Annotated in this window: 18 protein-coding genes; 9 read left to right on the forward strand and 9 right to left on the reverse strand. The window is 74.7% G+C overall.

Annotated elements, in window-relative coordinates; all coding sequences use genetic code 11:
• Nucleotides 1-210 precede the first annotated feature (210 nt).
• Complete coding sequence (locus ACFV4G_RS07265) at nt 211-630, forward strand: molybdopterin-binding protein (protein ID WP_380437417.1); 420 nt, start codon at nt 211-213, stop codon at nt 628-630.
• 35 nt (nt 631-665) lie between these two features.
• Here ACFV4G_RS07265 and ACFV4G_RS07270 read toward each other — a convergent pair whose 3' ends face one another.
• Nucleotides 666-1,118 carry a molybdopterin-dependent oxidoreductase gene (locus tag ACFV4G_RS07270; protein ID WP_380437419.1) on the reverse strand — a complete coding sequence of 151 codons (453 nt, stop codon included), beginning with the start codon at nt 1,116-1,118 and terminating at the stop codon, nt 666-668.
• A 284-nt stretch (nt 1,119-1,402) separates the two neighbouring features.
• Between ACFV4G_RS07270 and ACFV4G_RS07275 the strand changes: the two genes are divergently transcribed.
• A complete protein-coding gene (locus ACFV4G_RS07275) occupies nt 1,403-3,049 on the forward strand; it encodes a PucR family transcriptional regulator (RefSeq protein ID WP_380437421.1) in 1,647 nt (548 codons plus the stop codon).
• On the opposite strand, the gene ACFV4G_RS07280 is transcribed toward ACFV4G_RS07275, so the two are convergent.
• Nucleotides 3,015-3,491 carry a MarR family winged helix-turn-helix transcriptional regulator gene (locus ACFV4G_RS07280; RefSeq protein WP_380437423.1) on the reverse strand — a complete coding sequence of 159 codons (477 nt, stop codon included), beginning with the start codon at nt 3,489-3,491 and terminating at the stop codon, nt 3,015-3,017. The genes ACFV4G_RS07275 and ACFV4G_RS07280 overlap by 35 nt on opposite strands.
• Nucleotides 3,492-3,604: 113 nt before the next feature.
• Here ACFV4G_RS07280 and ACFV4G_RS07285 point away from each other — a divergent pair, with 113 nt between their 5' ends.
• A complete protein-coding gene (locus tag ACFV4G_RS07285; protein WP_380437425.1) occupies nt 3,605-4,387 on the forward strand; it encodes a dioxygenase in 783 nt (260 codons plus the stop codon).
• Between the two features lie 11 nt (nt 4,388-4,398).
• Here the strand turns inward: ACFV4G_RS07285 and ACFV4G_RS07290 are convergent, their stop codons facing one another.
• Nucleotides 4,399-5,046 carry an NAD(P)-dependent oxidoreductase gene (locus ACFV4G_RS07290; protein ID WP_380437427.1) on the reverse strand — a complete coding sequence of 216 codons (648 nt, stop codon included), beginning with the start codon at nt 5,044-5,046 and terminating at the stop codon, nt 4,399-4,401.
• Between the two features lie 407 nt (nt 5,047-5,453).
• Between ACFV4G_RS07290 and ACFV4G_RS07295 the strand changes: the two genes are divergently transcribed.
• A complete protein-coding gene (locus tag ACFV4G_RS07295; RefSeq protein ID WP_380437429.1) occupies nt 5,454-5,849 on the forward strand; it encodes a peptidoglycan-binding protein in 396 nt (131 codons plus the stop codon).
• A 96-nt stretch (nt 5,850-5,945) separates the two neighbouring features.
• On the opposite strand, the gene ACFV4G_RS07300 is transcribed toward ACFV4G_RS07295, so the two are convergent.
• Genes ACFV4G_RS07300 through ACFV4G_RS07310 form a run of 3 tightly spaced genes read right to left on the reverse strand, consistent with a single transcriptional unit; the run spans nt 5,946 to nt 7,362 of the window.
• Nucleotides 5,946-6,332, reverse strand: coding sequence for a VOC family protein (locus ACFV4G_RS07300; RefSeq protein ID WP_380437431.1), 387 nt, complete (start codon nt 6,330-6,332; stop codon nt 5,946-5,948).
• Nucleotides 6,333-6,337: 5 nt separating this feature from the next.
• The gene (locus tag ACFV4G_RS07305; RefSeq protein WP_380437433.1) at nt 6,338-6,904 is read right to left on the reverse strand and encodes a GNAT family N-acetyltransferase; all 567 of its coding nucleotides are present in this window, start codon (nt 6,902-6,904) and stop codon (nt 6,338-6,340) included.
• Entirely contained in the window at nt 6,901-7,362 is a 462-nt protein-coding gene (locus ACFV4G_RS07310) for a group II truncated hemoglobin (RefSeq protein ID WP_380437435.1), read from the reverse strand. Before ACFV4G_RS07310 ends, ACFV4G_RS07305 begins: the two co-directional genes overlap by 4 nt.
• A gap of 127 nt (nt 7,363-7,489) precedes the next feature.
• Between ACFV4G_RS07310 and ACFV4G_RS07315 the strand changes: the two genes are divergently transcribed.
• From ACFV4G_RS07315 to ACFV4G_RS07325, 3 genes are read left to right on the forward strand one after another with little or no spacing between them, the layout of a single operon-like run.
• Nucleotides 7,490-8,257, forward strand: a complete 768-nt coding sequence (locus ACFV4G_RS07315; protein ID WP_380437437.1) for an SDR family NAD(P)-dependent oxidoreductase — start codon at nt 7,490-7,492, stop codon at nt 8,255-8,257.
• Nucleotides 8,258-8,292: 35 nt separating this feature from the next.
• A complete protein-coding gene (locus ACFV4G_RS07320; RefSeq protein ID WP_380437570.1) occupies nt 8,293-8,760 on the forward strand; it encodes a MerR family transcriptional regulator in 468 nt (155 codons plus the stop codon).
• A 51-nt stretch (nt 8,761-8,811) separates the two neighbouring features.
• Nucleotides 8,812-10,347 carry an AMP-binding protein gene (locus ACFV4G_RS07325; protein WP_380437438.1) on the forward strand — a complete coding sequence of 512 codons (1,536 nt, stop codon included), beginning with the start codon at nt 8,812-8,814 and terminating at the stop codon, nt 10,345-10,347.
• 59 nt (nt 10,348-10,406) lie between these two features.
• On the opposite strand, the gene ACFV4G_RS07330 is transcribed toward ACFV4G_RS07325, so the two are convergent.
• Nucleotides 10,407-11,195 (reverse strand): LuxR C-terminal-related transcriptional regulator, encoded by a 789-nt coding sequence (locus ACFV4G_RS07330; RefSeq protein WP_380437439.1) that lies wholly within the window; start codon nt 11,193-11,195, stop codon nt 10,407-10,409.
• 197 nt (nt 11,196-11,392) lie between these two features.
• On the opposite strand from ACFV4G_RS07330, the gene ACFV4G_RS07335 reads away from it, so the two are divergent.
• Nucleotides 11,393-12,277, forward strand: coding sequence for a TIGR03084 family metal-binding protein (locus ACFV4G_RS07335; protein ID WP_380437441.1), 885 nt, complete (start codon nt 11,393-11,395; stop codon nt 12,275-12,277).
• Nucleotides 12,278-12,342: 65 nt separating this feature from the next.
• Nucleotides 12,343-12,900: a Uma2 family endonuclease gene (locus ACFV4G_RS07340; protein ID WP_380437443.1), complete on the forward strand. Its 558-nt coding sequence runs from the start codon at nt 12,343-12,345 to the stop codon at nt 12,898-12,900.
• Nucleotides 12,901-12,922: 22 nt separating this feature from the next.
• Here ACFV4G_RS07340 and ACFV4G_RS07345 read toward each other — a convergent pair whose 3' ends face one another.
• Nucleotides 12,923-16,336 carry an error-prone DNA polymerase gene (locus tag ACFV4G_RS07345; RefSeq protein WP_380437445.1) on the reverse strand — a complete coding sequence of 1,138 codons (3,414 nt, stop codon included), beginning with the start codon at nt 16,334-16,336 and terminating at the stop codon, nt 12,923-12,925.
• Nucleotides 16,337-16,393: 57 nt separating this feature from the next.
• Nucleotides 16,394-18,370 carry a hypothetical protein gene (locus tag ACFV4G_RS07350; protein ID WP_380437447.1) on the reverse strand — a complete coding sequence of 659 codons (1,977 nt, stop codon included), beginning with the start codon at nt 18,368-18,370 and terminating at the stop codon, nt 16,394-16,396.

Genomic DNA, 18,370 nt, shown 5'->3' on the forward strand with positions numbered 1-18,370 from the left:
CACCCCCGGCCCCCGTCTCTACGCAACACCGGCCCCCGGGGCGGCGGATGCGAGGGCTCGGAGGTGATCGTCCTGGCAGCTGCGACGGGCCGCCAGAAGGACCGTCAAACCCGGCCTGACCTGCGGTTTTCCGATCGGTAAGGTGGGGATTGGACACGGCCGGAAACTCCCCCGCCCCCGCCCGGGGGGCACGATCGGAAGGCACCCCTCATGAGCCTCAGCATCCGCAACCAGCTGCCCGGCACCGTCAGCTCCGTCACGACCGGCGAGGTGATGGCCACCGTCAAGGTCCGCCTCGACTCCGGCCAGGAGCTCACCGCCGCGGTCACCGTGGACGCCGTCAAGGACCTCGGGCTGGGTGCGGGCAGCTCCGTCCAGGCCCTCGTGAAGTCCACCGAGGTCGCCCTGGCCACCGGTCCGGTCGCCGGACTGAGCATCCGCAACCAGATCCCCGGCACGGTCACCGAGGTCGCCACCGGCGGCGCGATGGCCGGGGTCAAGGTCGACGTCGCGGGCGGCGCGCTGACCGCCGCGATCACCGCCGACGCCGCCGCCGACCTGGGCCTCGCGGCCGGCTCGTCGGTCGTGGCCCTGATCAAGTCGACCGAGATCTCGCTCGCGACCGCCTGAGCGGCCGCCACCCGGGGCAACCGTCCGGCGCTTCCTCAGGACGCGGACTCGCCCAGCGGGCCCAGCCAGACGTCGGTGACCCCGCTGACGTAGCGGGCTCCGCAGTGGTCGTCCGGGACGACCAGCTGCGGGCCCGCGGCGTCCAGCGGGGCGCCGTCCATGCTGGTGGCCAGCAGGATCTCCTGGCCGCCGAAGTCCGGGTCGATCTCGGCCCACGAGACGACCGCCCGGTGCCCGTCCGCGCCGCCGACCGACAGCAGGAAGCGCAGCCGCTGCTTGCGGCCGCTGAAGTCGATCCGGGGCCGGGCCGCGCGCAGCACGTCCCACAGGGCCGGGCCCTCGTAGCCGTGGCGCTGCTCGCCCTCCGTCCGGCAGTCGAAGCTCACCTCGACGCGGTGCGCGGGGAGGGTGCGCAGCTCGTCGACGGTCAGCTCGGCGGGCCGGTCCAGGTGCCCGTGCAGCCGGACGGTGGGTCTCGCCGGGGTCATGTGCTCGCCCTCCTCCCGGGCCGCGCCGCCGCAGCCCGGGTGGAGGATTACCCGAACGGGATCCGTGGCATTCGCACATGCGGCGATGAAAGGAACCTTTCAGCCGCATCTGCGATGGATGATGCGCCTCAGGGCCAGCAACTGCAATCGTCCGGACGGCCGGTTCCACACCCTGCCGCCACCGCCCGCACTGGATGATCCCACGAGAAGAACCACCCCTCCGCCACTTGCATTTACGATGCCCATGCGAATGTGAACCTTGCACATGCGAGAGGCGGCGAAAAATGATCGTCGGTGACCTGCTGCACCTCGACAACCTCGACATCCGGCTGGCCTGGGGCACGCCGGACCTCCTCGACCGCCCGGTCACCGGCATCAGCTCCACCGACCTCCAGGACCCGGCCCGCTACCTCCAGCCCGGCGAGCTCGTGCTCACCGGCCTGGTCTGGTGGCGACCCGCCGATGCCACCGGCGCGCTGCGCTTCGCGACCGCGCTGCGCAGCGCCGGCGTGGCCGCCCTGCTGGCCGGCGAGGGCACCCACGGCAGCATCCCCGACAGCCTCGCCGAGGCCTGCCGCACGCACGGCATCCCGCTGCTCGCGGTGCCCGCGGGGACCAGCTTCCGCGCCGTCACCGACCGCGTCTACCTGCGGCTCTGGGGCGACCTGCGGGCCGGCTCGCAGGACACCGCGGCCATCCCGGAGACCGTCCGGCACGACCTGCTCGACCTCATCCACGCGGGCGCCGAACCCGGCGAGGTGCTGGCGCACGCGGTCGGCCGGCTCGGCGTGCCGGACTGCTCGATCGCCACCGCGGGCGGCCGGCCCGTCGCCGCCACCGCCACCCCGGTGCCGTCCGTCGTGCGCGGCGACGCCGGACTGCCGGTCGGCCCGCAGGACGGCTCGCCGTTCGACGGCTGGCGGCTGCGCCCGCACACCCGGGCCGCGGCGGCCGAACCGATGCTGCGCGCGCTGGCCGACCTGCTCGCCCCGCTCGCCGTGCGCGACCGCGCCGCCGCCGACGCCCGGCACAGGGCCGCCGGACGGCTGCTGGACGCCCTCGCCGGGGACGGCGGCCTCGCCGAGCCGCTCGCGGCCTGCGAGCTGGGCGACGCCCGGGCGCTGGTGACGGTCACCGCCCGCATCGACGACGCACGGGCCGAACCGGACGGCGACGGCAGCGCACCGGCCGCCTGGGCCGCACACGCGCTGGCCGAGGCGCTGCACCCGCTCGGCGTGCCGTTCGCGGCCGGGACGGACCGGGCCGGCCGGGCCGCCGCGCTGGTGGCCGCGCCGGCCGAGCGGGTCGCCGAGCGGCTGCGCCGGGCCCGGCCGGGCCTCCAGGCCCGGCTCACCGGGCGGCGCGCCCTGCGGGTCGGGGTCGGCCCGGCCGCGCCGCCCGACCCCGCGGCCCTGCGGGCGGCCCTGGTGCAGGCCCGCTACGTGCTGGAGGGCTCGGCCGGACCGGTCGCCAGCGCGGTCGAGCTCGATTCGCTGGCCGGGCTGCTGCGCGGCATCCCGGCGGAGGTGACGGCGGCCTTCCACACCCGGCTGCTGGCGCCGCTGGCCGCCCACGACCGGGAGAACGGCGTCTCCCTGCTGGGCACGCTCGCGGTGTTCCTGGACCACGACGGCTCGTGGGCGCGGACGGCGGAACAGCTCCACATCCACGTGAACACCGTCCACTACCGGATCCGCCGGATCGAGGAGCTGACCGGGCGCAATCTGGCCCGCCTCCACGACCGGCTCGACCTGCGGGCGGCGCTGCTGTGCGCCCCGGAGCCGGCCACGGTCCCGGCACAGGGATCGGGGACGGGGTCAGGGGCGGGGACTGCCGTGGGCGCGGGTGCCGGCACGGGTGCCGGCGCCGGCGCGGCCCGGGGCTCCGGTCCGGTGGTTACGGGACGTCGTCGAGCCGCAGCCGGGCGCTGACCTCGCCCAGCCCCTCGGCGAGGACGGCGAGCTGCTCGTGGGTGAGCACGTCGATCAGCAGCTCGCGGACCAGGGCGACGTGTCCGGGTGCGGCCTGGCGGACCGCCTCGCGCCCCCGGTCGGTGAGTTCGGCCATCACGCCGCGCACGTCGCTCGGGCAGGAGCGGCGGCCGACCAGGTCCATCCGCTCCAGCTGGGTGACCTGGTAGGTGAGGCCGCTCTTGGAGGTGACCAGCTTCTCGGCCAGCTCGGTCATCCGCAGCGAGCCGGCCGGGGCGGCGGAGAGGTGCACCAGGATCTCGTACTGGGTGTGCGAGAGACCGGAGTCCTCCTTGAGCTGGCGCTCCAGCCGGCGGTTGAGCAGGTTGCTCGCGACGACGAAACCCCGCCAGGCGGCCATCTCGTGCTCGTCGAGCCAGCGGGGCTCACGGGGTGCGGACATGGGGCTCAGCCTACTCCCGTTGTTCAAATTCGAACGAAGGTGTACCGTCGGTCGGTAGAGGTTCAAATTTGAACTATCCCGGATCGAGCCGGATCGAGGAAGAGGAAGTCGCCATGAGCACCGCGGCCCCCGAGCGCATGCCCGCCCTGTACCTCTCGCACGGCGCGCCGCCGCTCGCCGACGACCCGGTCTGGCCCGGCCAGCTCGCCGCCTGGTCGGCCGACCTCCCCCGCCCCGAGGCGATCCTGATGGTCTCCGCGCACTGGGAGGAGGCCCCGCTCGCGCTCGGCGCCGTCGACACCGTGCCGCTGGTCTACGACTTCTGGGGGTTCCCCGAGCACTACTACCGGGTCCAGTACGCCGCGCCCGGCGCGCCGAAGCTCGCCGAGCGCGTGCGCAAGCTGCTGCGCACCCCCGGCACGCCCGTCCAGGACATCCCGGACCGCGGCCTCGACCACGGCGCCTACGTCCCGCTCGTCGAGATGTACCCCGAGGCGGACGTCCCCGTCCTCCAGGTCTCCCTGCCCACGCTCGACCCGCAGCGGCTGATGGAGATCGGCCGCCGGCTCGCCCCGCTGCGCGACGAGGGCGTGCTGATCGTCGGCAGCGGCTTCTTCACCCACAACCTGCGGGCGCTCAGCAGCGACGGACGGATCAGCTCGGTCATGGCCGAGTTCGACGACTGGGGCCGGCGCGCGCTCGCCGCGCACGACCTCGACGCGCTGCTCGACTTCGAGCACAAGGCCCCGGCCGGGAAGCTGGCGCACCCGCGCACCGAGCACTTCGCGCCGCTGTTCGTCACGCTCGGCGCCGGCGAGGCCGACCTCGACAGCCAGCGCAGCGTGATCGACGGCTTCTGGATGGGGCTCGCGAAGCGCTCGATCCAGCTCGGGTAGTCGCCGGGGTCTCACAGCGCGCAGCAGGTGAAGCGCTCGCCGATGTGCTCGGGCTGCTCGATCTCGTCGACCAGGGCGACCGCGTAGTCCGGCACCGAGATCCGGCTGCGGCCGGCCGCGTCGGCGAGCAGTTGCTCCAGGCCCGTCCGGTAGCGGCCGGTCCGCTCCCCCGGGCCGATCTCGGCGGCCGGGCTGAGCACCGTCCAGCGGACGTCGGAGACCGTCCGGTAGTAGTCCAGGGCCTCGCCGTGCGCGTGCATGATCTGCAGGACCGGCCCCGGCAGGCCCGGAGCGTCCCAGACCCGCACGCCCGGCGCGGTCTCCAGGCTGCCCGCCCCGCCGACCGCGATCAGCCGCGGCGCGGCGCCGCCGAGCGCGCGCAGGCCCTCGACCAGCGACCGGGCGGCGGGCTCGATCAGCGCGGCGTGCCCCGGCCCGTCGCCGCCGCCCACGGCGCTCACCAGGACGTCCCGGCCGGCCGCGACCCGGGCCACGTCCGCCGGGTCCAGTACGTCGCCGCGCTCGACGGCCGTCACGTCGCCCCGGTACCGGCCCGGATCGCGCACCACCGCCGCGACCTCGTGCCCGCGCGCCCGCGCCTCCGCGACGACGGCGCTGCCGATGGTGCCGTTCGCGCCGATCACGGCGATTGTGGCCATGGGGTACCTGCCTGTCCGTTCGGTGGCGGTGTGCGGTGTCCTGACATTCCGTCAAGCACCGGCGATTATCGGCCAACCGGTCGCCGGGGAGCGTCGCGACAGCCCGGGCGGAGGCCGGAATTCCGCCGCGGACCCGAACCCGGCCGGGCGGTCGGTAAAGACTTCGGATGACTCCAGGCCAATACGTCGACCACTGTCGAAATTAACCGACCGGTCGGCCGGTCGGCGCCCTTCCACCGGGCCGGACGCGACGCCGCACGGGAACTCCCCGCCGCCTTGCGGGCTTTCGGCCAACCCCGCCGCAAGGCCTGGTCCGCACGGACGTGACGGCGCACGATCGAAGGGACCGGAGCGACGCGACAACGCTCCTGTTACCCATGCGACTTGTGCGACTGAGGAGACTCGACATGCAGAAGAAGTGGGCACTTCGTGCGGCTACCCTCACCATCGGCGCCGGCGCCGCGCTCGGCCTCGCGGTCGGCACGGCCAACGCCGCGTCCCTGATCCAGTGGGGCTCCACCGGTCAGCCGGTGGTGTGCGTCCAGCAGGCCATGAACTACCTCGACAACGCCGGCCTGTCGGTCGACGGCCAGTTCGGCCAGAACACCTACAACGCGGTGTACGCGTACCAGGGCTCGAAGAGCAACCTGCAGCAGGACGGCCAGGTCGGCCCGCTGACCGGCGGCGACATCAAGGCCGACATCTACAACTCCTACCGTGCGGCGCACGGCTCGGGCGACTACAACACCCAGCAGGTCCTGGGCTCGTGGATGAGCAACTGCAACAGCCAGATCCCCGGCTGACCGTCGCCACTTCCCCGGCGATGAGCGGCTGACCGAGGCTGGTTCCGCACCGTGCGCACGGTGCGGAACCAGCCTCGACCGGCATCTCGACCGGTATCAGGCCTCGCCGGTGGCGACGCGCTGGGCCTGGCTGCGCTCGACGCAGAACTCGTTGCCCTCGGGGTCGGACAGGACGGCCCAGCCGCGCCCGTCCGCCGTGCGGCGGTCGTCGACCATCCGCGCGCCCAGGGCCAGCAGTCGCTCGACCTCCTCCTCCCGGGAGCGGTCCTGCGGCTGGAGGTCGAAGTGGATCCGGTTCTTCACCGACTTGCCGTCCGGCACCTGGATGAACAGCAGCGCAGCCCCCGCGGACTCCACCAGCACCTCCGGGTCCCCGGGGTTGTCGTCCTTGCCGAGGGTGCCGTCCAGCACCTCGGCCCAGAAGCCCGCCAGAGCGTACGGGTCAGCACAATCGATCGTCACGTGTCGTACCAGAGAAGCCATGCCCCCTACTCTGGCCCCGGCCGTTCGAATCCGTCCAGCCGATTCCTGGAGTGCCGGTGGCCGTCGAGCGGGAACTCCGGGGGCAGAGCCGTCAGCACCTCCCGGAACGCGTACCCGCTCTTCTCCGCCACGCGGCACGAGGCGGCGTTGTCCACCTGGTGCAGCAGGTCGATCCGGGCCAGGCCCTCGTCGGCGAACGCGGCGAACGCCCAGGCCGTCAGCGCCTCCACCGCACGCGGTGCGACGCCCCGGCCGCGGGCGGCGGCGGCCGTCCAGTAGCCGACCTCCGCCCCCTCGCCGCCCGGGGTGCCGCGCTTGAGCACCACGTTGGCGACCAGGTCGGCCCCGTCCGCGTCCAGGACCGCGAAGCTGTAGCGGGTGCCCTCCGACCAGCCGCGGAGCTGCAGCTCCAGCCAGCGCGCGGCCTGGTCGGCGTCGTCCACCGGGACGCGGGTGAAGCGGCGCAGCGTCTCGTCCCGGTAGGCCTCGACCAGCGCGGGGGCGTCCCCGTCCTCGAAGGGGCGCAGCAGCAGGCCGCCCGCCGCCGGGAGGGCGGTGGGGGCGAGGGTCACCGCAGTCCCTCCCAGCCCCAGCGGGGCGTCGGGCCCGGGTCGCCGAGGTCGGTGCCGGCCGGAGAGGCCGAGACGTCCTCGGCGATCCTCGTGCCCCAGTCGAAGTACTCCAGCACCCGCCGGCGCAGCAGTTCGTCGTCCGGGAGCTCCTTGCCGACGGCGGCGGCCATCAGCTCCATCCAGCGCAGGCGCTGCTCCTCGGTGATGGCGAGGCCGAGGTGGGCGCGGAGCAGCGACTGGTGGCCGCCGAGCTCCTCGGTGTAGCGGACCGGGCCGCCGAAGACCTCCGCCAGCCACACGGCGACGTGCTCGATGTGCGTGGTGGTGAAGTGCTCGAAGACGGGTGCGAGGAGGGGGTCGGCGAGGACCCCCTCGTAGAAGGTGTTGCTGAGTCTGCGCAGCGCTTCGATGCCGCCGACGGCCTCGTAGAGGCTGTCGGGCCGCTGGTCGTCGCTCATTGGTGCTCCCCGTTGTGGTGGTGACCGTGCGTCGGGACTTTCCTAGCAGGTCCGGCACAACTCCTCGGCGGTTCTCCGCATTCCGCGCTTGACGTTGTCGTTGGCGTCAGGGTCGGAGGGTGGGCGCATGAACACCGAAGAGGAAGCAGTGGAGCGGCGCGTCGTCCTCGTCACCGGGGCCGGAACGGGGATCGGACGGGAGACGGCGCGGGCGTTCGCCGCCCGGGGCGCGCGGGTGGTGGCGGTCGGACGGCGGCCGGAGCCGCTCGCCGGGACCGCCGCGACCCACCCCGGGCTGATCCGGCCGCTGGCCGCCGACATCACCGGCCCGGACGCGCCGGAGGCGATCGTCGCGGAGACGGTGGAGCGGTACGGTCGGCTGGACGTCCTGGTCAACAACGCCGGGATCGTGCGCGCCGGGCAGGCCGTCGGCGACCACGACAGGGCGGGCGTCGAGGCGCTGCTCGCCACCAACCTCGTCGCCCCCGTCCTGCTCGGGCGGGCCGCGGTGCCGGCGCTGGCGGCGAGCCGGGGCGTCGTGGTCAACGTCAGCACCGCCGTCGGGCAGCGCGGGTGGCCGTCCAACGCGGTGTACGCGGCGAGCAAGGCCGCACTGGAGACGGTGACCCGAAGCTGGGCGGTCGAACTGGCGCCGCGCGGCATCCGGGTCGTGGCGGTGGCGCCCGGGGCGATCGACACGCCGATCGGCGAGCACGCGGCGTTCGGCCCCGAGCAGCGCGCCGCCGTCCGCGCGTGGCAGATCGCGCACACCCCGCTGGGCCGGATCGGCCGGCCGGCGGAGGTGGCCTGGGCGATCGTTCAACTGGCCGAGCCGCAGGCGTCGTTCGTCACCGGAGTAGTGTTGTCGGTCGACGGGGGCGCGCTCGTGGCATGACGCGCGACGGGCGGAGCCATCGGGGGCGGTGCGTGGTGCGGATCGGGGAACTGGCCGAGCTGACCGGCACGACGGCCCGCGCGCTGCGGCACTACGAACAGGCCGGGCTGCTCACCGCCGGGCGCGCGCCGAACGGCTACCGCGAGTACGGGGAGGCCGACGCCGTCCGGGTGCACAACATCCGCGCACTGCTCGGCGCCGGGCTCACCCTGGACGACCTCCGGCCCCTCCTGGGCTGCCTGGACGGCGACGTCATGGCACAGCCGCCGTCCGCGCGGGTCCTCGGGATCGCCCGCGACCGGCTGGCCGTCCTGGAACGGCGGATCGCCGCCCAGACCGAGGCCAGGGACCGGCTGCTCGCCGCGCTGGCGGCGGCGGGGAACGCGGTGGCGGGCAAGGCGGTCACGGGGAACGCGGTGACGGGCAACGCAGTCACGGGGAACACGGCCGTCGGCGCCACGGCCGTCAGCACCGCGGCCGCGGGGCCGCGTTCGGACGGGTGACACCCCCGATCGGGGGTGTGCAGGGAACGGTCCGGAGAGGACAGTGGGCGCATGCAGATTCCACTCTCCGTGATGGACTTCCTCGACCGGGCCGAGCTCGTCTACGGCGACCGGGTCGGGATCGTCGACGAACCCGTGCAGCCGGCCGCCCCCTGGGGCGAGCTCGACTACCGCCGGATCGCCGAGCTGGCCCGGGCCCAGGCCGCCGGGCTGGACCGGCTCGGCGTCGGGCCGGGCGAGCGGGTCGCGATCGTGTCCCACAACTCCGCCCGGCTGCTCACCTCCTTCTTCGGGGTGAGCGGGTACGGCCGGGTACTGGTGCCGGTGAACTTCCGGCTCAAGGCCGAGGAGGTGGCGTACATCGTCGAGCAGAGCGGCGCCTCCGTCCTGCTCGTCGACCCCGAACTCGCCGACGCGCTGCACGGGGTGGTGGCCAAGCACAAGTTCGTGATCGGGGCCGACAGCGACGCCGTCCTCTACGACTTCGACAACTCCCCCCGCCGGTACGCGATCTCCGAGAACGACACCGCCACCATCAACTACACCAGCGGAACCACCGCCCGCCCCAAGGGCGTTCAGCTCACCCACCGCAACATCTGGCTCAACGCGACGACCATGGGCCTGCACTACGGCGCGAGCGACCGCGACGTCTACCTCCACACCCTGCCGATGTTCCACGCCAACGGCTGGGGGCTGCCGTTCGCCCTCACCGGCCTGGGCGCGCAGCACATCGTGCTCCGCAAGGTCGACGGCGCCGAGATCCTGCGCCGCATCGACCGGCACGGCGTGACCTTCCTGTGCGGCGCGCCCGCGGTCGTCCAGATGGTGCTGGACGCGGCGGCCGACTGGGACGGCCCGGTGCCCGGACGCGACCGGGTGCGGATGATCGTGGCCGGCGCCCCGCCGCCCACCTCCGTCGTCCAGCGTGTCGAGGCCGAACTGGGCTGGGAGTTCATGCAGCTCTACGGCCTGACCGAGACCTCCCCGGTGGTCACCGTCAACCGCACCCGCGCCGAGTGGGACGCCCTGCCCGCCGCCGAACGGGCGGAGAAGCTCGTGCAGGCCGGCGCCCCCTCCCTCGGCACCCAGCTGCGGGTCGACCCGTCCGGCGAGGTGCTCGTCCGCTCCAACACCGTCCTGGACGGCTACTGGCAGCAGCCCGAGGCGACCGCCGAGGCCCTGCGGGACGAGTGGTTCCACACCGGCGACGGCGGCTTCCTCACCGACGGCTACCTCACCATCTCCGACCGCAAGAAGGACGTCATCATCAGCGGCGGGGAGAACGTCTCCTCGATCGAGGTGGAGGACTGCCTCTACGCCCACCCGGCGGTGGCCGAGGCCGCGGTGATCGGCGTGCCGGACGAGAAGTGGGGCGAGACCGTCAAGGCGCTGGTGGTGCTCCGGGAGGGGCACGGCGGCGTCACCGCGGCCGAGCTGATCGCGCACTGCAAGCAGCGGCTGGCCGGCTACAAGTCGCCCACCTCCGTGGAGTTCCGGGACGAACTGCCGCGCACCGCCACCGGGAAGCTGCAGAAGTTCCGGCTGCGCGAGCCGTACTGGAGCGGGCAGGAGCGGCAGGTCAACTGAGCGGCAGGTCGACTGAGCAGGCAGGTCGACCGAGTCGGCGGGGCCGCGGGCGGTCCGGGTCAGCCGAGCAGTCCCGACTCCCTGGCCGCCACGGCGAGTTCGGTCCGGTTGCGGACGCCGAGCTTGTGCATGGCGGACTTCAGGTAGCCGGTCACGGTGTTGCAGGTCAGCCCCAGCCGGGCGGCGATCTCCGGGTTCGTCCGGCCGGTCGCCGCCCAGCGCAGCACCTCGTGCTCGCGCGGGGTCAGGGGTCGCGCGGGGGCGGCGGCCCGGCCCTTCCCGGCGGGGCCGGGCTCCGCGCGGCCCCAGGCGGCGGCGCCGGCGAGTGCCCGGGTGGCGGTCGCCGCCAGCTCGCCGACGGCCGCGATCCTGACGTCCCCGAACGGCACGACGGCGCGCAGCGACGCGTACACCACGCCGTGCACGGTGCCGCCGTGCAGCAGGGGCACCGTGAGCATCGCGTACAGGCCCTCGGCGCTGACGGCCGCGTCGTGGTGGTGCGAAATGGTGGTGGCGGCCCGGTAGTCGGGCACCCAGCTGGGAGCCCGCTCGGCGAGCGCGCGCCCGCCCAGTCCGGTGCCGGCCGGGACGGGACGGTCGTGCAGCAGGTCCGCCCTGGTGCCGGCCCAGTGCCGCAGCACCAGTCCGTCCTCGCCCGCCCGGTGCCCCGGCAGCGCCACCGGCAACGGCTCCGGCACGCCCACCAGGCCGACGTCGGCGCCGCACTCCGCCACCACCCGGCGGGCGAGGTCGCCGAGCACGGCGTCCCTGACCAACTCGGCGGCGCGCGCGCCGAGCCCGGGGTCGTCCGGGGGCGCGGCGGTGAGGGTCTCCGCGGCCCCTGTCATCGCGAGACTGCCCTTCGCATCGCGTGCATCGCGAGATTGTCACACGCGGCACGGGCGCTGGCGAGGGTTCCGGTGTGCGGGTCCGGCAGCGTTGATTCGGCGGAGTGGCGGGCGTGGCGGCCGCGCCCGGCGTAGGGTGCGGCCGTGGCCGTGGATTACCGGCGGGTAATGCGCCGGGACCGGAGGAAGGGGAACCGATGACGGATCCGAACGCCCCGCAGGATGCCTCGAAGGACGCCCCGCAGGACGCCCCGCAGGACGGCCCGCAGGACGGCCCGCAGGACGTCCTGCGCGGCCTGCTCGCCGACCTCGGCGCCGAGAGCGCCGTCCTGGACGCGCTGGTGGCCGACCTCCCCGCGGCCGACTGGGCCCGCCCCACACCCGCCGAGGGCTGGACGGTCGCGCACCAGATCGCCCACCTGGCCTGGACCGACGACTGGACGGTCCGCGCCGCCCGCGACGGCGAGGCCTTCACCGCGGCCGCCGGCGCCGCCTTCGGCGACCTCCGCGCGGCCGGCCGCGACCCGGTCGACGAGGGCGCGGTCGCGGGCGCCGCCGAGGAGCCCGCCGCCCTGCTCGCCCGCTGGCGCACCGGACGCGACGCGGTGCACACCGCGCTCGCCGGCACCCCGGCCGACGTCAAGCTGCCCTGGTTCGGCCCGCCGATGAAGCCCGCCTCGATGGCCACCGCCCGCCTGATGGAGACCTGGGCGCACGGCCAGGACGTCGCCGACGCCCTCGGGGTGACCCGCGAGCCCTCGGCCCGCCTGCGGCACATCGCCCACCTGGGCCTGCGCACGCTCGGCTTCGCCTTCACCCTGCACGGCCGCCCCGCCCCGCAGAGCCCGGTCCGCCTCGAACTGACCGCCCCCGACGGCACGTCGTGGACCTTCGGCCCGGCCGACGCCACCGACGTGGTGCGCGGCCCGGCACTGGACTTCTGCCTCCTGGTCACCCAGCGCCGCCACCACGACGACCTCGCCCTCACCGCCACCGGCCCGACCGCCACCGCCTGGCTCCCCATCGCCCAGGTCTTCGCCGGCCCACCTGGCAAGGGACGCGGGCCGGCCTCCGGCGCCTGAACGGCCCGGGGTGGTTTCGCGCATAGACTGCGAGGCCGCCGAACGCACCTACCGGAGGAGGCACCATGAGCTTCTACGAGCGGCACCGCGAATTCGTCGAGGAGGTGCTGCGCACGGCCCCCGACGGCGTCCGCGTCGAATGGTCCGGCGACACGCTGATCATGCAGGCGGCTCCGCCCAACATTCACCAGCTGAGCATCATGCTCGTCCAGCGGCAGTTCGAGCGCCACGTCCCGGACGACTACGGTTTCAGCGGCTACACCACGCTGACCACCCCCGACATGACGAAGGGACGCAGCCCTGATCTGACCTACCTTCCGATCGCCTCCCTGGCCCGGCCGGGCAACAGCACCCCCGCCGAGGAAGCGCTCGTCGCGGTCGAGGTGGTCTCGCCGTCCAACCCCGGGAACGACTGGGTGGACAAGCTCCGCGACTACGCGGTGATGGGCATTCCGCTCTACCTGATCATCGATCCGCGGGAGGGCACGGTCACGCTGTTCTCCGAACCGAACCACGACCGCTACCACGCGCGGCACGACCGGAAGTTCGGGGACAGCATGCGAATTCCCGAGCCGTTCGACTTCGACCTGGACCTGAGCGGGCTCGTGCGCTACCCCGACTGAGTGGCCCGAGGACTCTGAGGCCTCAGAGACCGATCCGCAGTGGTGTGAGCCGGGTGGCGATCAGGTTGGTGGCGCCGCGGTCGCGTTCGATGTGGCCGTGGACGAGGAGGCCGGCCCGGTCGAGGGCGGTGCGGCGCTGGGACTCCCAGACCGGGCGGTTGCAGATCACGTTGATCAGACCGGTCTCGTCCTCCAGGCTGAGGAACAGCACCCCGCCGGCCGTCGGCGGCCGCTGCCGGTGGGTGACCAGGCCGCCGACCACCACCGCCGTCCCCGGTGGGACGTCCGGGAGTTGGGCCGCGGAGAGCGCGCCGCCGCGCTCCAGGTGGGCGCGCAGGTGCTGGAGCGGGTGGCTGGTGGCGGAGGTGCCGGTGGCCCACAGGTCCGCGATGGTCTCCTCGACCGGACTCAGGCCGGGCAGTTCCGGCGCCTCCGTGCCGGGGGTGGTGCCGGGCAGCAGATCGGCCGATATTCCGGCGAACGCGCCTGCCGACCACAGAGCCTGACGTCTCGTCAGCCCGAAGCAGTCGAACGCACCGGCCGTCGCCAGCGCCTCCAGCACGGGTGCGGTCAGGCCCGTCCGGCGGGCGAAGTCCTCCAGGCCGGCGTACGGCTGCCCGGCCACGATCGCCTCGGCCTGCGGGGAACCGATGCCGCGAACCGTCTCCAGCCCGAGCCGGATCGCCGGCTGCGGACGGCCCGCCGTCAGCGGAGGCTCCGGCGTCGGCCCCCGGTACGGCTCCAGGCCGGGCCGCGCCCCGCTCGCGTTGACGTCCACCCCGCGCACCCGCACCCCGTGCCGCCGCGCGTCCGAGACCAGGCTGAGCGGCGAGTAGAAGCCCATCGGCTGGTTGGCCAGCAGGGCGCAGGCGAAGGCCGCCGGGAAGTGGTACTTGAGCCAGGCGCTCGCGTACACCAGGTAGGCGAAGCTGATCGCGTGGCTCTCCGGGAAGCCGTAGTTGGAGAACGCCTCGATCTTGCCGTAGACGTCCTCGGCCACCTCGGGCGGGATGCCGCGCTCCGCCATGCCGGTCAGCAGCCGCTCGCGCAGCCGGGCGACCCGCTCGTGCGACCGCTTGGCCCCCATCGCCTGCCGCAGCAGGTCCGCCTCCGCGGGCGTGAACCCGGCGCAGTCGATGGCGAGTTGCATCATCTGCTCCTGGAACAGCGGCACCCCGAGCGTCTTCCCGAGCGCGTTCTCCATCAACGGGTGCGGGCAGCCCGCCGGTTCGGCCCCAGCCCGCCGGCGCAGGTACGGGTGGACGGAACCGCCCTGGATCGGGCCGGGGCGGATCAGCGCCACCTCGACCACCAGGTCGTAGAAGTGGTCCGGCTTGAGCCGGGGCAGCGTCGCCATCTGCGCCCGCGACTCGACCTGGAACACCCCGACGGTGTCGGCCCGCCGCAGCATCGCGTACACGCCCTTGTCGTCGTCCGGGATGGACGCCAAGTCGTAGCGCAGGCCGTGGTGTTCGGCGATCAGGTCGCACGCGTCGTGCAGCGCGGCGAGCATGCCGAGCCCGAGCAGGTCGATCTTCACCAGTCCGGCCCCGGCCGTCGACTCCTTGTCCCACTGCAGGACCGAACGCCCGGGCATCCGGGCCCACTCGGTCGGGCAGATCTGGCCGATCGGCTCCTTCGTGAGCACCATGCCGCCCGAGTGGATGCCCAAGTGGCGCGGCAATCCGTGGAGTTGCTCGGCCAGCGACAGCACGTCGGCCGGGATGACGGCGTCCGCGCCGGGCGCCGAGCGGAAGTCGGTCTGCCGGCTGAACGCGTCCACCTGCCCCTGCGGGTAGCCGAGCACCCGGGCCGCGTCGCGGATCGCCAGGCGGGGCCGGTAGGTGATCACATTGGCCACCTGGGCGGCGTGCTCGCGCCCGTAACGGCGGTAGACGTACTGGATGACCTCCTCGCGGCGGCGGTTCTCGATGTCCAGGTCGATGTCGGGAGGCCCGTCCCGGGCGGTGGACAGGAAGCGCTCGAACAGCAGCTTGTAGTGGATCGGGTCGACGGCGGTGATCCCGAGGGCGAAGCAGACCGCCGAGTTGGCCGCCGACCCCCGGCCCTGGCACCAGATGTCCTCGCGGCGGCAGAAGTCCACGATGTCGTGCACGATCAGGAAGTAGCCGGCCAGGTCGAGGTCCTCGATGACGTCCAGCTCCTTGGCGAGCTGGCGCCGGGCGGCGGCGTTGCCCGCTCCGAATCGGGCCGGGCCGCCGGCCGCGACCAGGGCGCGCAAGTGGCCGATCTCGCTCCCGCCCTCGGGGACGGGGTAGCCGGGCAGCTCCGGATCCAGCTTCGCGAAGTCGAAGGCGCAGCTCCGGCCGAGCTCGGCGGTCGCCCGCTGCACCCCGGGGAAACGCGCCAGGCGGGCCGCCATCTCCCGCCCCGAGCGCAGGTGCGCGGTGCCGGACGCCTGCGTCCAGCCGGCCGCGTCCTGCAGCGTGCGGCGCTCGTGCAGCGCGGCCAGGCTCTGCGCGAGGCGGCCCTGGGCCGGGCCGGCGTGATGCGCGTTCGTGGACGCGACGACGGGCAGGCGCAGCCGGGCCGCGAGCGCGGCGAGGGCGTCGTTGCGCCGGTCGTCGCCGGGCAGGCGCTGGTCGATCAGCTCGACGTGGACGTTCTCGCGGCCGAACAGCTCGGTGAGGGTGTGGAGTTGGCGTGCCGGGCTGCCGGGGGCGGGCGGAGGCGCGAACGGGGCGGCGGGCGGGGGCGCGAGCGTAGGCGTGAACGGGGTGGTGGGCGGATTCGCCGGCGGAGTGGCGGACAGGGCGGCGGGCACCCGGCCGAGGCGGCAGCCGGTGAGCACCGCCCAGTGGCCGTCGTGCGCCCCGGCCAGCGCCTCCACGTCGTACGCCGGCCGGCCCTTCGCGCCACCGGCCATCTGTGCGGCGGCGATCGCGGCGGAGAGGCTGCGGTAGCCTGCGGGGTCGCGGGCGAGAATGAGCAAGTGCTCGGCACGGCCCCCCTCGTGACGGATCGTCAGTTCTGCGCCGAAGGCGGTGGCCAGCCCCGTCCCCCGGGCGGCCTCGGCGAGCCGGACGGCACCGTACAGACCGTCGTGGTCGGTGAGCGCCAGCGTCTCCACGCCCAGCCGCAGCGCCTCGGCGACCAGATCCTCCGGGTCGCTCGCGCCGTCGAGGAAGCTGAAGGCGGAGTGCACGTGCAACTCGGCCCAGGGCTCGCTCGGGCGGGGGGCGGGACGGGGAACGTCTCCGTCGCGTCCCTCTCCGTTCCGGGCCTCCTCCCCGTTCCGGGCCTCTTCTCCGTTCCGGGCCTCTCTGCCTCGGGCCTCCCCGTCTCGGGCCTCCCCGTCTCGGGCCTCCCCGTCCCGGGTGGGGCGGTGCAGCGGGACGACCTTGTCCGACGCTTCGCCGGTCATGCGGCGGCGCAGTTCGCTCCAGGGGACGGTGGGGTGGCTGGTGAAGCCCATCGGGGATCGCCTTCGTTCTCGTGCTCTCGCTCCCCCCTCGGGTCGGTTCGGTGGCCGCTAGTCGTAGCCGGCCTCCAGGTACCACCCACCCCCCTCCACGGTCAGCAGCAGCGCCCGGCCGCCCACCACCACCTGGAACCGCGCCCGGCGGCGGGCCAGCGACTGGTCCCACCAGTACTCGACCGCCGGCCACGGCCCGGTCCAGCCGTCCACCCGCTCCTCCCGCCCCCGCACCACGACCACGGCCGGCCGGCCCGACACCCCCGCCCGGCCGTCCACCGCCACCGGCCGCCCGTCCTCGTCCAGCACCCGTACCGGCACCGGCTCCCGCAGCACCACGGCCGGCCACACGTCCAGCAACCGCCCGGGCCACGGCGCACCGGCCGGCGCCGCCGCCTCGTACGGCTCGCCCCACGGCACCCTGACCGCCTGCTCCGCCGGACCACGCCCGCCCCCCGGCTCGATCCGCCGCAGCCCGGCATGCCCGAGCACCGCCTGCACCCGCGCCACCGCCCGCTCCACCCGGTCGTCCGCGACCGCCTGACCCCACAGCGCCAACTGCCGCCCCTCGTCGGGCGACAGGCCGTCGGGGGCCAGGCGGAGGAGGACGAAGCCGGTGTCGGGGGCGGGGGGTCGGGTGGCGGGGCCGACGGACCCGCGGGTGGGGTCGACGGACCGGACTGGGCCGGCGTCGGAGCGGGCGTGGCCGGCGTCGGGGTGGGCGAGGCCGGCGTCGGAGCGGGCGTGGCCGGCGTCGGGGCCGCCCGGCCGAGGTCCGGAGCTGCCGCCGAAGCGAGCGCCGCCGGCGGCCGGAGCGTCAGCGGGACCGCCGGGCCTGGTTCCGGGGCCGGAGGTGCCATCGGGTCGGGCCCGAACGGCGGTGTGGCCGTCGGGTCCGGCCGCGCCGCTGTCCCGTCGGGGGTGGTCGGTGCCGGAGGTGCCATCGGGCCAGGTCCGGTCGGCGGCGTGGCCGGGTGCGGGGGTGAAGGCGCCAGCGCTCTGCCAGGCCTGGAGCTGCCAGCGGACCCGCTCGGCCAGTGCCGTCGCCGAAAGCCGGCCCTCGTGCCGCCACAGTCGCGACGCCGTCCGGCCGTCCGCGCACTCCACCTCGACGGCCACCCGCTGGCAGGTCAGTCCCGCCGCGGCCAGTCGCCGGTGCAGTTGCTCGGCCAGCGTGCGGGCGACGAACACCAGTGGTTCGGCCAGTGTCTCCGGCGGGTCGAAGCGCTGCTCGACGGCCAGGTCGGGCCCCTCTCCGCGCGGCACCAGCGGGCGCGGGTGGAGGCCCCGGGCGAGCCGGTGCGCGGCCGTCCCGGTGGGGCCGAACCGGTCCGCGACGGCCTCCGGCGGCAGCGCGGCGAACGCCCCGACGGTGGGCAGCCCGAGCCGCCCCAGCAGCTCCGCCAGGTCCTCGTCGCCGAGCGCGCTCACCGGGTACGGCGCGAGGAACTCCGCCGTCCGGCCGGCCGGCACCAGCACCCCGGCCCTGGCCGCCAGCACGGCGGCGAACAGGCCGTCCGCCACGCCGACCTGGGCGTGGGGGGCGGTGGCCGTCGCGGGTTCCGCGTCCCGGCGCACGGGTTCTGCGTCCCGACGCACGGGCACCGCGTCCCCACCGGGGACGGCGTCCGGGACCGGCTCCTCGGCCAGCGCCGCCGCGACCGCCGTCCGGACCTTCGACGCCAACGCCTCCTCGCCGCCGAAGTAGCGGCCCGGCCCCTTCACCGGGATGGCGCACAGGCCCGGACGGATCACCTCCACCCGGGGCGTGAACCCCGCCACCGCCGCGACCACCGGCTCGAACCGCCGTGTCTCCGCCTCCGGATCCCGGTCACGCAGCTCCAGCGCCGGGCAGAGCCGCTGCGCCAGCTTGAGCCGCTGCCCCTGCCGCACCCCGGCCGCCCGGGCTCCCGCCGAGCACGCGAGGATCCGCCCGCCCTCGGTCACCGCCACCGGGTCGTCGCCCGTGACGGCCACCACCGGCCAGTCCGGGCACCACACCACCAGCACGCGCGGCGTGCCTCCGCCCGCCAT

The sequence above is a fragment of the Kitasatospora sp. NPDC059747 genome, assembly GCF_042732955.1.
GTDB lineage: Bacteria > Actinomycetota > Actinomycetes > Streptomycetales > Streptomycetaceae > Kitasatospora.

What these genes read in the sequence shown, in the direction of transcription:
- ACFV4G_RS07345 (WP_380437445.1), bottom strand. Translation starts at nt 16,336, where the DNA reads ATGGGCTTCACCAGCCACCCCACCGTCCCCTGGAGCGAACTGCGCCGC.
- ACFV4G_RS07290 (WP_380437427.1), bottom strand. Translation starts at nt 5,046, where the DNA reads ATGGCCACAATCGCCGTGATCGGCGCGAACGGCACCATCGGCAGCGCC.
- ACFV4G_RS07325 (WP_380437438.1), top strand. Translation starts at nt 8,812, where the DNA reads ATGCAGATTCCACTCTCCGTGATGGACTTCCTCGACCGGGCCGAGCTC.
- ACFV4G_RS07280 (WP_380437423.1), bottom strand. Translation starts at nt 3,491, where the DNA reads ATGTCCGCACCCCGTGAGCCCCGCTGGCTCGACGAGCACGAGATGGCC.
- ACFV4G_RS07340 (WP_380437443.1), top strand. Translation starts at nt 12,343, where the DNA reads ATGAGCTTCTACGAGCGGCACCGCGAATTCGTCGAGGAGGTGCTGCGC.
- ACFV4G_RS07275 (WP_380437421.1), top strand. Translation starts at nt 1,403, where the DNA reads ATGATCGTCGGTGACCTGCTGCACCTCGACAACCTCGACATCCGGCTG.
- ACFV4G_RS07285 (WP_380437425.1), top strand. Translation starts at nt 3,605, where the DNA reads ATGAGCACCGCGGCCCCCGAGCGCATGCCCGCCCTGTACCTCTCGCAC.
- ACFV4G_RS07350 (WP_380437447.1), bottom strand. Translation starts at nt 18,370, where the DNA reads ATGGCGGGCGGAGGCACGCCGCGCGTGCTGGTGGTGTGGTGCCCGGAC.
- ACFV4G_RS07300 (WP_380437431.1), bottom strand. Translation starts at nt 6,332, where the DNA reads ATGGCTTCTCTGGTACGACACGTGACGATCGATTGTGCTGACCCGTAC.
- ACFV4G_RS07270 (WP_380437419.1), bottom strand. Translation starts at nt 1,118, where the DNA reads ATGACCCCGGCGAGACCCACCGTCCGGCTGCACGGGCACCTGGACCGG.
- ACFV4G_RS07335 (WP_380437441.1), top strand. Translation starts at nt 11,393, where the DNA reads ATGACGGATCCGAACGCCCCGCAGGATGCCTCGAAGGACGCCCCGCAG.
- ACFV4G_RS07330 (WP_380437439.1), bottom strand. Translation starts at nt 11,195, where the DNA reads ATGACAGGGGCCGCGGAGACCCTCACCGCCGCGCCCCCGGACGACCCC.
- ACFV4G_RS07310 (WP_380437435.1), bottom strand. Translation starts at nt 7,362, where the DNA reads ATGAGCGACGACCAGCGGCCCGACAGCCTCTACGAGGCCGTCGGCGGC.
- ACFV4G_RS07295 (WP_380437429.1), top strand. Translation starts at nt 5,454, where the DNA reads ATGCAGAAGAAGTGGGCACTTCGTGCGGCTACCCTCACCATCGGCGCC.
- ACFV4G_RS07315 (WP_380437437.1), top strand. Translation starts at nt 7,490, where the DNA reads ATGAACACCGAAGAGGAAGCAGTGGAGCGGCGCGTCGTCCTCGTCACC.
- ACFV4G_RS07265 (WP_380437417.1), top strand. Translation starts at nt 211, where the DNA reads ATGAGCCTCAGCATCCGCAACCAGCTGCCCGGCACCGTCAGCTCCGTC.